General features: G+C 70.0%; 2 protein-coding genes. One reads left to right on the top strand and one right to left on the bottom strand.

Features of this window, described 5'->3' with window-relative positions; genetic code table 11:
• The first annotated feature begins 38 nt into the window (after nucleotides 1-38).
• Nucleotides 39-12,728: an SDR family NAD(P)-dependent oxidoreductase gene (locus ACIA8G_RS15235; protein ID WP_396419052.1), complete on the top strand. Its 12,690-nt coding sequence runs from the start codon at nucleotides 39-41 to the stop codon at nucleotides 12,726-12,728.
• Between the two features lie 57 nt (nucleotides 12,729-12,785).
• On the opposite strand, the gene ACIA8G_RS15230 is transcribed toward ACIA8G_RS15235, so the two are convergent.
• Nucleotides 12,786-13,238, bottom strand: a complete 453-nt coding sequence (locus tag ACIA8G_RS15230) for a VOC family protein (RefSeq protein ID WP_396419051.1) — start codon at nucleotides 13,236-13,238, stop codon at nucleotides 12,786-12,788.
• Nucleotides 13,239-13,323 lie beyond the last annotated feature (85 nt).

Here is a 13,323-nt window from a genome sequence, read left to right as displayed (position 1 = left end):
CGGCGGACGGATCTGATGACTGCGTTGCGCTCGTGGGAGTGGCGGATCCTGACGGGCTCGGCGACTTCGACGCGACCTTCTTCGGTCTGACGCCGTCCGCGGCGGCCGAGGCCGGCCCGTCGCGCCGGGTGCAGCTGCAGCTGTGCTGGGCTGCCCTAGAGGACGCCGGTGTCACCGAGGTCTCCCTGGGAGATCGCCGGATCGCGATCGTCCTTGCGGGAGATCCGGAGGCGGGGAGTCTCCTCCGGCGCGTGGACCTCCATCAGTTCTCGCGGGCGCTTCGACTGCGCGACAACGGTCTCGTCGTGGACGTGTCGCATCCCAGCTCTCTCGGCGCGGTGCGTGCGGCGATCGAGCGGTTGCGTGCGGGCGAGATCGACGTCGTCGTGGCCGGGGGCGTGGACGGCGTTGTCGTGCTGAACGCCCTCCCCGGAGACGACCGGGCGCATTGCCTGGTGCGCTGCGCCGCCGATGGTGGCGGGGCGATGGCGGACGTCGTCCGAACCGCTGCCGCGTGCCGGGACAGGGTCGAGGTGGCAGGCCTCGTGTTCAAGCCTGCGCCGGTACGCCCACGAACCCACAGGCGGCACGGACCTGTCGCGTGGGTGCTTTCCGCGCCTGGTGAACAAGCGCTGGCGGACCAGGCGCGGGCATTGCGGGACAGCACCGGTGAGAACCTCGCGGACATCGGCTTCTCGCTGGCCACCGGCCGCACCACGTTCAGGCATCGTGCGGCCGTGGTCGGACAGGACCCGGAGGACTTCAGGCGGGGCCTGGACGCTCTGGCGGACGGCGCGGCGGCGGACAACCTCCTGACCGGGGTGGCGGCCGAGACCGGCAAGGTGGTCTTCGTGTTTCCCGGCCAGGGGCCGCAGTGGCCGGGGATGGCAGCGGAGCTGCTGGACTCGTCGGAGGTGTTCCGCACCAGGATCGAGGAGTGCGCCGCCGCCTTGCAGTCCTTTGTGGACTGGTCGGTGCTCGACGTGCTGCGAGAGGTGCCGGGGGCGCCGTCGTTGGACCGGGCCGACGTGGTTCAGCCGACGCTCTTCGCGGTGATGGTGTCACTGGCGGCCTTGTGGCGATCGGTCGGTGTCGTGCCTGACGCCGTCCTGGGGCACAGCCTCGGTGAGATCGCCGCCGCGTGCGATGCCGGCGCCTTGTCCATCGAGGACGGTGCGCGCGTCGCGGCGTTGTGGAGCAAGTCGCAACGCCGGTTGAGCGGTTTGGGTGACATGGCGTCGGTGTTCCTGCCGGTGGACGAGGTCGAGCAACGGCTGGCGCACTGGGGTGACCGCCTGGTCGTCGCGGCCGTCAACGGGCCGGGCTCTGTTGTCGTCTCCGGCGAGGTCGCTGCCGTGGACGCGCTGCTGGCGGAGCTGACCGCTGAGGGAGTCCGCGCGCGGAAGATCCCCGTCGGGCTGGCCGCGCACTCGCCTCAGGTCGACCGGATCCGCGACGAGGTGCTGTCCGGCATCGCCGCGGTGGCTCCCGTGCCCGCCACTACCGAGTTCTTCTCCTCGCTCGCCGGCGGGCCGGTGGACGGTACGGAGCTGGACGCCACGTACTGGTACCGGAGCCTGCGGCACACGGTCAGGTTCGGGCGTGCGATCGGCACGCTCATCGACCAGGGGTACCGGACGTTCATCGAGATCAGTCCGCATCCGGGCTTGACCTTCGCGATCCAGGACTCGCTCGAGGAGGCGGGAGTCGACGGACTGACCCTCTCCACACTGAGGCGAGGTGACGGGGGCGCGAGCCGGTTCACGACCGCGATTGCCGAGGCCCACGTGCGTGGCGTGTCGGTGGACTGGAACGCGTGCTTCGCCGGAACCGGTGCCAGGAGGACCGGGGTACCGGGCCACGTCTTCCCGCGCGCCGTCGAGCCGGTCGTCGTCGAGCGGCAGGCCGTGCGGTCGGAGGGGCCGTTCGCGGACATGCCACCGGACACCTGGGCGGACTGGCTCTTGGCTCTCGTGCGCCGAGAGGTGGCCGCCGTCGCCGGTCGGGACGTTCCCACCGACCGCACCTTCCTCGATCTCGGCTTCGACTCGTTGTCCATCATGAAGCTGCGCAACGAGATCAGCGCCGCGACGGGCCTGCGGTTGCCCGTGACCATCGCATTCGATCACCCCACACCCGCCGCGCTGGCAGCGCACCTCCTCGCTGTGGTGCGCGGAACCGGTGCGGGTGGTGGCGACGATGTCGTGGCCGCGCGCGCAACGGACGAGCCGATCGCGATCGTCGGCATGAGCTGCCGCGCTCCGGGTGGCGTGCAGTCGCCGGACGACCTGTGGCGGCTCGTGTTCGCCGGTCGTGACGTCACCTCCGACCTGCCCAGCGACCGCGGCTGGGACGAGGAGAGCCTGCGTGGCACCTATGCCCGGAGAGGTGGGTTCCTGCACGACGCCGCCATGTTCGACCCCGACCTGTTCGGCATCAGCCCTCGCGAGGCGATGGCCGTCGACCCGCAACAGCGCCTGGTGCTCGAGGCTTCCTGGGAGGCGCTGGAGAGCGCTGGAGTGGTGCCGGACTCTCTGCGGGGCACCCGCACCGGCGTGTTCCTGGGCGTGATGGCCCAGGACTACGGCCCCCGGATGCACGAGGCGCCCGAGAGCCTTCAGGGACACCTCGTCACCGGGACCTTGGCGAGCGTCGCCTCCGGCCGGGTGGCGTACACCTTCGGCTTCGAGGGCCCTGCCATCACGATCGACACGGCGTGCTCGTCTTCGTTGGTGGCAGTGCACCTGGCCGTCGAGTCGCTGCGGCGTGGCGAGTGCACGCTGGCGCTGGCCGGTGGCGTGACAGTGATGGCCGGCCCCGGATGGCTCAGCGAGTTCTCCCGGCAGGGTGGGCTGTCGCCGGACGGGCGGTGCCGGGCTTTCGGTGCGGGGGCTGATGGTTTCGGCATGGCCGAGGGTGTCGGTCTGTTGTTGGTGGAGCGTTTGTCGGACGCGGTGCGCAACGGTCATCCGGTGTTGGCCGTGGTGCGCGGATCCGCGGTGAACCAGGACGGTTCGTCGAACGGATTGACGGCGCCGAGTGGTGTGGCGCAGCAGCGGGTGATCCGGCAGGCGCTGGCGAACGCGCAGTTGTCCGCTGTGGACGTTGACGTGGTGGAGGCGCATGGCACCGGGACTCCGTTAGGTGATCCGATCGAGGCCGGTGCGTTGCTGGCGACGTACGGGCAGGGTCGTGAGCGGCCGTTGTTGCTGGGGTCGGTGAAGTCGAACATCGGACACACCCAGGCGGCGGCCGGCGTCATCGGCATGATCAAGATGGTCGAGGCGATGCGGCACGAGGTGCTGCCTCGCACTTTGCACGTTGATGAGCCGAGTCCGCACATCGACTGGTCCAGTGGTGAGGTTCGGTTGTTGACCGAGCCTGTTTCCTGGGTTCGTAGTGGGCGTCCGCGTCGGGCCGGGTTGTCGTCGTTCGGGATCAGTGGCACGAACGCGCACATCATCCTCGAAGAGCCTCCTGGGTTCGAGGGTGATGAACCTCTGGCTCCCGGGTCTTCGGTGCTGACCGGTGGTGTGGTGCCGTGGGTGGTGTCGGCGCGGGATGAGCGGGCGTTGACGGCACAGGCGAAGAGGTTGGGCGACGTCGATGCCGATGTTGTGGATGTGGCGTGGTCGTTGGTGACCACGCGTCGTTTGTTTGAGCATCGTGCGGTGGTGTTCGGGTCTGACCGGGCGGAGCTGCTGGACGGTTTGTCGCCTGGTTCTGGGGTGCGTGGGGTTGCGGGACCGGTGGGGAAGACGGTGTTCGTGTTTCCCGGTCAGGGCAGCCAGTGGGCCGGTATGGCGGCGGGGCTGCTGGATTCGTCGCCGGTGTTCGCAGAGTGGATCAGCCGGTGTGGGCAGGCGCTGTCTCCGTTTGTCGAGTGGTCGCTGGTGGACGTCCTGCATGAAGCGGAAGACGCGCCAGGCCTGGATCGGGTCGATGTCGTTCAGCCGGTCCTGTGGGCTGTGATGGTGTCGCTGGCCGGGTTGTGGCGGGCTTCGGGTGTCGTGCCGGATGCGGTGGTGGGGCATTCCCAGGGCGAGATCGCGGCGGCGTGTGCGGCCGGCGCACTGTCTCTTTCGGACGGTGCGCGGGTGGTGGCGTTGCGGAGCCGGGCGTTGTTGTCGCTGACCGGTACCGCCGGGATGGTGTCGGTGGAGGCCGCTGCCGATGACGTGCGGACCTGGTTGGCTGACTGGGGTGACCGGATCGAGGTCGCCGCGGTCAACGGACCGGCTCAGACGGTGGTCGCCGGGGATGATGCGGTGCTGGAGGAGTTCATCGGACGGTTTGAGGACTCCGGCGTTCGGGTGCGCCGGATTCCGGTGACGTATGCGTCGCACACCCGCCAGGTCGAGCAGATCCGTGAGGCAGTGCTGGCGTCTCTCGAAGGCGTCATTCCGCGCGGGCCGGTGATTCCGTGGTATTCCGCTACCGAGGTCGGCGTCGTGCCGGAGGGTGATGCGGCCTACTGGTACGAGAACCTGCGCCGGACCGTGTGTTTCAAGGATGCCATTCAGACTCTGCACCGTGATGGGCATTCGGTGTTCATCGAAGTCAGTCCGCATCCGGTGCTGACGCCGAGTGTTGAGCACACACTCGATGCGGCCGAGGCTGTGGTGGCCGGGACGTTGCGGCGGGGGGAAGGGGATGGCACCCGTTTCCTGACCGCGTTGGCCAAGGTGTTCGTTCGTGGCGTGACGGTGGACTGGGCCGCGGTGCTGGCCGGTAGCGGTGGCCGTCGGGTCGAGTTGCCGACGTACGCCTTCCAGCGCAGGCGGTTCTGGGTCGACACCGGCTCTGCCGCACGGCCGGAGGCGGCGAGTTCGCTGCGCTACGGGATCGCGTGGAGGTCCCGGACCACCGGCCTCGCGGCTCTGTCCGGCGACTGGCTGGTGGTCGTGCCCGCCGGTGCCGCCGAGGACGAGCGGATCGCCGCGATCATCCAGGGGCTGGGCGCACGCGGCCTGGCCGTGGACGAGGCCCGGATCGACCGGGTGGAGCTGGCGGCCAGGCTGCGGGAGGAGGCCACCGGAGTCGACGGTGTCGTCTCCCTGCTGGCGCTGGGAGCGGATCCCGCCGCCGGATCTCTGTCGCTGGTGCAGGCGCTGGGCGACGCCGAGGTCGGCGCCCCGCTGTGGCTGATGACCTCCGGAGCTGTCCGGACGGGCCGGTCCGCCGAGGTCGTGCGTCCGGAACAGGCGCTCGTGTGGGGACTCGGCAGGGTCGTGGCGTTGGAGCATCCCGAGCGCTGGGGCGGTCTGATCGATCTGCCGGAGACGTGTGGCGACGACGAGCTCGCCGTTCTGGCCGATGTTCTCGCGGATCCCCGTGACGAGGACCAGCTGGCGATTCGCGGACCGGAAGTGCTGCTGCGACGCCTGGTGCGTGCCCCGGCCCCGCAGACGCGAGAGCCTTGGAAGCCGCGCGGGACGGTGCTGGTGACCGGTGGTACCGGTGGAGTCGGCGGCGAGGTGGCCCGGTGGCTGGCCGCGGGCGGCGCGGAGCACCTGGTGTTGCTGAGCCGCCGGGGGCCAGAGGCCGAGGGCGCGGCGGAGCTCGAAGCGGAGCTGGAGGCGTCCGGCGCGCGGGTCTCGGTGGTGGCGTGTGACGTCGCTGACCGGGATGCGCTGGCGGAGGTGCTGGCCGGGCTCGAGGCTGAGGGGTCGGTGCTCCGAGCGGTGTTCCACGCCGCCGGCGTGCCCGAACTCTCGGCACCGCTGATGGAGTCCACTGTGGATGGTTTCGCGGCGGTGGTGGACGCCAAGGTGAGCGGCACTGTGCACATCGACGAGTTGCTGGGCGACCGTGAACTCGATGCCTGCGTGCTGTTCTCCTCGGGCGCCGGTGTGTGGGGCGGGGGAGGCCAGGGTGCCTACGCTGCGGGCAACGCGTTCCTCGACGCGTTCGCGGAGAGCCGGCGTGCTCGCGGGCTACCCGCAACGTCGGTGGCGTGGGGTGTCTGGGCCGAGCGCGGTATGGCCGCCGACGCCGCCACCTGGGAGTTCATGCGCCGCCGCGGTCTGCGCGGCATGCGTCCTGGCACCGCGATCGCAGAACTGCAGCGGGCACTGGACCTCGACGACACGTTCGTCACCGTCGCCGACGTCGACTGGGAACGGTTCGCCGCGAGCTTCTCCTCGGCACGGCGCCGCCCGCTGCTCGACGAGCTCGCGGAAACCCGTCAGCACGCCGCCGTCGACCGGACGGGTGGGCCGGCGGACCTGTCGCCGGCCGAACGCGAGCGCGTCGTGCCGGAGCTGGTGCGGGCCGCGACGGCCGCTGTCCTGGGACACGCCGATGCCACCGGTGTCGACGTGGACCGGACGTTCCGCGATCTCGGCTTCGACTCGCTGACCGTGGTGGAACTGCGTGACGAACTCACCAGGACCACGGGACTGCGGCTGCCCGCGACGCTGGTGTTCGACTTCCCGACGGTGCGCGCTCTGACCGGGCATGTGCTGGCACAGCTGGGATCCGGTGACGGACCGGCGCACGCTCCCGCCGCGATGTTCGTGGATCCCGGCGAACCGATCGCGATCGTGGCGACGGCGTGCCGCTTCCCCGGCGGAATCCGTTCTGCTGAAGAGCTCTGGCGGTTCGTGGACGCCGGCGGTGACGCGATCACCGACTCGCCCCTCGACCGCGGCTGGGACGTGACGGGTCTGCGTGGTGGGTTCCTGCCTGATGCGGCCGGCTTCGACGCCGAGTTCTTCGGCATCTCACCGCGCGAGGCACTGTCGATGGATCCACAGCAGCGCCTGCTGCTCGAGACGTCGTGGGAGGTGCTCGAACGCGCGGGGATCGATCCGGCCGCACTGCGGGGGAGTCGCACCGGGGTGTTCGCCGGGTGCACGAACCAGGGCTACGGGCAGTCCGACGACAGCGGGTTCCGGATCACGGGCGGTGCGGGCAGCGTCGTGTCGGGCCGGGTGGCGTACGCGCTGGGGTTGGAGGGGCCGGCGATCACGGTGGACACGGCGTGTTCGTCGTCTTTGGTGGCCTTGCACTTGGCGGCTCAGTCCCTTCGGCAGGGTGAGTGCACGCTCGCATTGGCGGGCGGTGTCACGGTGATGGCCTACCCGGACGCGTTCGCCGAGTTCGACCGGCAGGGTGGTCTCTCCTCGGACGGCAGGTGCAAGGCGTTCGCCGCGCAGGCGGACGGCACCGGCTGGAGCGAAGGTGCCGGCATCGTCCTGCTGGAGCGGCTGTCCGACGCCGTGCGCAACGGCCATCGGGTCCTGGCGCTCGTCGCGGGCTCCGCGGTCAACTCCGACGGCGCGTCCAACGGGCTGACCGCGCCGAACGGGCTCGCACAGCAGCGCGTGATCCAGCAGGCACTCGCGAACGCGGGCCTCGAAGCGTCCGATGTGGACGTTGTGGAGGCGCACGGGACGGGAACGCGGCTCGGTGACCCGATCGAGGCGCAGGCTTTGCTCGCCACCTACGGTCAGCGCCGCGGGGTTCCGCTCTGGCTCGGGACGCTCAAGTCGAACATCGGTCACACGCAGGCGGCTGCGGGTGTGGCGGGTGTGATCAAGATGGTGGAGTCGTTGCGGCACGGGGTGTTGCCGCGGACTTTGCACGTTGATGAGCCTTCGCCGTACGTGGATTGGTCTTCTGGTGCTGTCGAGCTGCTCGCCGAGAGTGCGGGGTGGCCGGAGGCGGGGCGTCCGCGGCGTGCTGGTGTGTCGTCGTTCGGGATCAGCGGCACCAACGCCCACATGATCATCGAACAGGCTCCTGTCGTCGGCGAACCGCTCGCGGAGCTGGTCCCGGCATCGTCGCCGTGGGTGCTTTCCGGTCGCACGCCGTCCGCGCTCACCGCCCAGGCGCGGCGACTGCTGGAGCAGCTCACCTCCGAGGAAGTTCCGGCCGCGGAGGTGGGTGCGACGCTGGCGTCCAGGTCGGCGTTCGACCACAGGGCCGCGATCGTCGGCGGATCTCCCGCGGATCTCCTGCGAGGACTGGCCGCTCTCGCCGGAGGTGACGCAGGAGCCGCCGTGGTGCAGGGCAGTGCTCGTGAGCACCGGTTGGCGATGTTGTTCTCGGGCCAGGGTGCGCAGCGTCTGGGTATGGGCCGTGGCTTGTATGAGGCGTTTCCGGTTTTTGCTGGGGCGTTTGATGTTGTGTGTGCGGAACTTGATGGTCTGCTGGGTTGTTCGTTGCGCGATGTGGTGTGGGGTAGTGATGACGTTGAGTTGAGCCGGACGTTGTACACCCAGGCTGGGTTGTTCGCGGTTGAGGTGGCGTTGTTCCGGTTGGTGGAGCACTTCGGTGTTCGACCGGACTTCGTTGCTGGGCATTCGGTTGGTGAGGTTGCTGCTGCGCATGTTGCTGGTGTCCTCTCGTTGGAGGACGCGTGTGTGTTGGTGGCGGCGCGTGGTCGTTTGATGGATGGGTTGCCGTCGGGTGGGGTGATGGTGGCGGTGCAGGCTTCGGAGTCCGAGGTCGTGTCGTTGCTGCCGGAGGGTGTGAGTGTGGCGGCGGTGAACGGTCTGTCGTCGGTGGTGTTGTCCGGTCCGTTGGATGCCGTGGCTGAGGCCGAGGTGTTGTTGGCGGGCCGCAAGATGAAGCGTTTGCGGACGTCGCATGCGTTTCACTCGTCGTTGATGGATCCGATGCTGGGCGAGTTCGGTGCGGTGGTGTCGGGTCTGACGTTTTCGGCGCCGCGGATTCCGTTGGTGTCGAACGTTTCCGGTGCGGTCGTCGGGGATGAGGTGTGTACGCCGGAGTATTGGGTGCGGCACGTGCGGGAGACCGTCCGGTTCGCGGACGGAGTGCACACGCTGCAGGCCGACGGTGTGACCGCATTCCTGGAACTGGGGCCGGACGGTGTTCTGACGGCCATGGCGCATGACTGCGTCAGCGGGGACGCCGTGCTGGCGTCCGCCCTGCGAGCCGCACAGGCCGAGCAGGAGTCGCTGGTGGCCGCGTTGGCACGACTGCACGTGAACGGTGTGATCGTCGACTGGCGAGCGTTCTACGCCGGCGTGTGGAGGGCCGAGCTGCCGACCTACGAGTTCCAGCACGAGCACTACTGGATGCCTGACGCGCCGCGGCGGGGAGATGTGGCAGATCTGGGCCTGACCGCGACCGGCCATCCTCTGCTGGGCGTGGTCATGTCCGATGTGGACGGTGATGGGCTCGTGCTCACCGGTTCGCTGTCGTCGCGGTCGCACCGGTGGCTGGAGGACCACGTCGTCGCGGGCGAGGCGATCTTACCGGGCACGGCCTTCCTGGAGATGGCCGCGCTCGCCGCCGGGCACGCCGGTGCGGCGGGCGTGGCCGAGCTGGTGCTGGAGACTCCGCTGGTCGTCAGGGGCGACGAGACCGTGCAGGTGCGCGTTGTGGTGGCTGCGGCGGGCGCCGAGGGGCGTCGCGCGGTCACCGTCCACTCACGACTTCTGGGAACGCCTTGGGTCCGCAACGCGAGTGGTGAGCTCGCGGAGGCCGCGGTGACACCGCCCGGGACGGTGGAGGTGTGGCCGCCCGCGGGTGCCGAAGCGCTGGCCGTCGAGGACCTGTACGACCGGCTGGCTGTGACCGGTCTCGACTACGGACCCGCGTTCCGCGGCATGGCAGCGGCGTGGACGCGTGCCGGCGAGCTGTTCGTCGAGGTCCGGTTGCCGGACGGCACCGATCCCACCGGTTTCGGCGTGCACCCCGCCCTGCTCGACGCGGCGTTGCACGGTCTTGTGCTGGGAGTGCTGCCGGTTCCCGACGGCCTGTGCGTGCCGTTCGCGTGGTCTGGTGCCTCGGTGTACGCCGGCGGTGCGAAGACGTTGCGCGCCAGGCTGCGCACGGCGGGCGGTGACGCGGTGTCGCTGGAGGCCACCGACGCGGACGGCGTGCCGATCATCAAGATCGACTCCGTGACGCTGCGGCGGACACGGGACTCGGCGGCCTCGGACGACGCCCTGTTCCGCGTGGAGTGGACGCCCCTCGAGGTCGGGCTCCCGCCGGCACAGCGCTGGACCGTGCTCGGCGACGACCGGCTCACTCCGGTCCGGCAGCTCGCGGCCACGGGGATCGCGGTGGAACAGGTCGAGGCGGCCGGAGCAGCGAACGCGCCGGACTACGTGGTCGTGGGGCTTCCGCTCGTGCACGACGCCGCCATGACGGGCGCGGTGCACGAGATGACCGCGAACTGCTTGGCGTTGCTGCGTTCCTGGCTCGCTGACGAGCGGATGTCCACCTGCACCTTGGTGATCGTCACCTCCGGTGCCGTCTCCACCAGGACAGGCGAGGACGTCGGCAACCTCGCCGCCGCGCCGGTCTGGGGCCTGGTCCGCTCGGCGCAGACGGAGAACCCTGGCCGGATCGTCGTCGTGGACGTCGACTCCGCCCCCGAGTCGGTCGCGACGCTGCCCGCAGCGGTCGCTTCCGGCGAACCGGAACTCGCTCTGCGGGACGGCGTCGCGCTGGGACGGCGGCTCGTCCGCGCGGCGCTGGGCCGTGCCCTCGTCCCACCGGCGGCGGTCGCGGACTGGCGGTTGGACACGACCGTCAAGGGCACGCTCGACGGCCTGGCACTCGTCCCCGGCTCCTGCGCGGCGCCGGGGCCCGGCGAGATCCGGATCGCAGTTCGCGCGGCGGGCGTCAACTTCCGCGACGTGCTGATCGCGCTGGACATGTATCCGGAAGCCGCCGAGATGGGCTCAGAAGGCGCCGGCGTCGTCGTGGAGGTCGGCTCCGGCGTCACCCGGTTCGCGCCCGGCGACCGGGTGATGGGGATGTTCCAGGGCGCGCTCGGGCCGTTCGCGATCGCGGACCAGCGCACCGTTGTGCGGATGCCGTCCGGCTGGTCGTTCGCCACGGCCGCTTCGGTTCCGGTGGCGTTCCTGACGGCCTGCTACGGCTTGGCCGACCTGGCGGGGCTCCAGCCGGGCGAGTCGGTGCTGGTGCACGCCGCGGCCGGTGGTGTGGGCACGGCCGCCGTGCAGTTCGCGCGACACCTAGGCGCGGAGGTCTTCGGCACCGCCAGTCCGGGCAAGTGGCCGGCGGTGGACCTGGACGAGGCGCACCTCGCGTCGTCGCGCACCCTCGACTTCGAGGAGCGGTTCCGCGAGACCACCGGCGGCAAGGGTGTCGACGTCGTGCTGGACTCGCTGGCGGGCGAGTACGTCGACGCGTCGCTGCGACTGGTGCGGGATGGCGGTCGCTTCGTCGAGATGGGCAAGACCGACGTGCGTGACCCCGCTGAGGTGGCTGCCCGCCATCCCGGCGTGTGGTACCGCTCGTTCGACCTGGCCGAGGCAGGGCCCGAACGGATCGGGGAGATGCTGGCCGAACTGGGCGCCCTGTTCGAAGCCGGGGTGCTGCGGCCTCCGCCCGTCACGACCTGGGACGTCCGCCGGGCGCCGGAGGCCTTCCGCGCGCTCAGCCAGGCGACGATCGTCGGCAAGGCCGTGCTGACGATGCCGCCGGTGCTCGATCCGGGCGGCACGGTTCTGGTCACCGGCGGCACCGGCGTGCTCGGCGGCCTGGTCGCGCGCCACCTGGTCGCCGAACACGGTGTGCGCCACCTGGTGCTGGCCGGCCGCCGTCCGCGACAGGCCGAACGGCTGCAGGCGGAACTGCTCGAACTGGGCGCCGACGTGACCCTGGCCGCCTGCGACGTCACCGATCGAGGCGCCGTCGCCGACCTGCTGGCCGGGATCCCGGCGCAACACCCGCTGGTCGGTGTCGTGCACGCGGCGGGCGTGCTCGACGACGGCGTGATCGGGTCGCTCAGCCCGGAACAGCTCGCCGGGGTGCTGCGCCCGAAGGCCGACGCGGCCTGGCACCTGCACGAGCTCACCGCGCACCTCGACCTGTCGCTGTTCGCGCTGTTCTCCTCCGCGGCGGCCACGACGGGCAACGCGGGCCAGGGCAACTACGCGGCGGCCAACGCCTTCCTCGACGCGCTCGCCGAGCACCGGCACCACCGGGGTCTCGCCGCCACGTCGCTCGCATGGGGTCTTTGGGCGGAGCGCAGCGCCATGACCGGACACCTCGGTGAAGTGGATCTCCAACGCGTGTTGCGCGCCGGGATCGCCGCGCTCACGGCGCAGCAGGGACTTGCTCTGTTCGACACGGCGATCACCTCTGGCAGGCCCGCACTGGTGCCGATGCGACTCGACCTCCGCGGCGACCACGACGTGCCCGCGCTGTTCAGGTCGCTCGTCCGGTCACGCCCACCGCTGCGGACCGTCGTCGCGACGGGTGAGTCCTTCGCGACCAGGCTCATGGCGTTGTCCGCCGACGATCGGTACGACGCCGTGCTGGAACTGGTGCGGGTGCACGTCGCCTCGGTGCTCGGACACATCTCGCCCCACTTGGTCGACGCGGGGCGGGCCTTCAAGGAGACGGGCTTCGACTCGCTGACGGCGGTCGAGCTCCGCAACCTGCTGCAAACGGCTGTGGGACGGCAGTTGCCGGCCACGCTGGTCTTCGACCATCCGACCCCCGACGCACTCGCGGCGCACCTGACGGCCCTGCTCGCGCCGGAGGAGACATCGGCGCACCACCAGGTGCTCCGCGACCTGGTGGTGATCGACGCGGCGCTGTCGTCGATGAAGCCGGACGCCGGTGCCGAGGCGGAGATCGAGGCGCGGCTGCGGTCCATGTTGCGCCGGTGGAGCGGCGGCGCGGACGACGATTCCGTCGCCGACCGGATCCACTCCGCCACCGCGGGAGAGCTCCTCGAGTTCATCGAGAGCGAGTTCAGCGACCTGGCCTGAGACGACGAAGGGCGCGTGCTCGGTTCGCACGCGCCCTTCGTTCTCGAAGCAGTGGAATCAGGATTCCGCCGGCTTGCCCGCCAGCAGGTCCGCGAACTCGCCCGCCGGATTTTCCGCCGGCTTGAACGAGAAGATCGAGAATCGGTTTCCGGACGGGTCGAGAAACTGTGCGCCGGTGGTGGTGCCGTCGGCGTCGCCTTCCTCCGCCACCGGATACGTGATGGTGCCACCGGCCTCCACGACCTGGCGGCTGATGTCCTCCATCTCGTTGACGTCGACCTCGATGCAGAAAACTGCCCAGTTGTCCTCCTTGCCCTTGTTGTCGTACACACCTCCGACGAAGTCGCCGTGCCCCGGGATGTTGATGATGCTGTAGTTGTGCTGCGGCATGTGGTGGAAAGTCCAGCCGAAGATGTTGCCGTAGAAGCTCTCGATCCGCTCCCGGTCGTCAGTGGAGATCTCGAAGAACTTCACGGCGTTCTTTGCTTTTTGCTGCGTTTCCTCGGACACGGATTGAATTCCTCTTCGGTGAAGGGATCTGGTCCTCCGAGTGTAGCTTCGAATCTGTGTCGTGGGCAGTCGTGGAATGCTGTTC

Source organism: Lentzea sp. NPDC051213, assembly GCF_044455585.1.
Taxonomy (GTDB): domain Bacteria; phylum Actinomycetota; class Actinomycetes; order Mycobacteriales; family Pseudonocardiaceae; genus Lentzea.
This window is presented reverse-complemented; position numbering and strand designations above follow the sequence as displayed.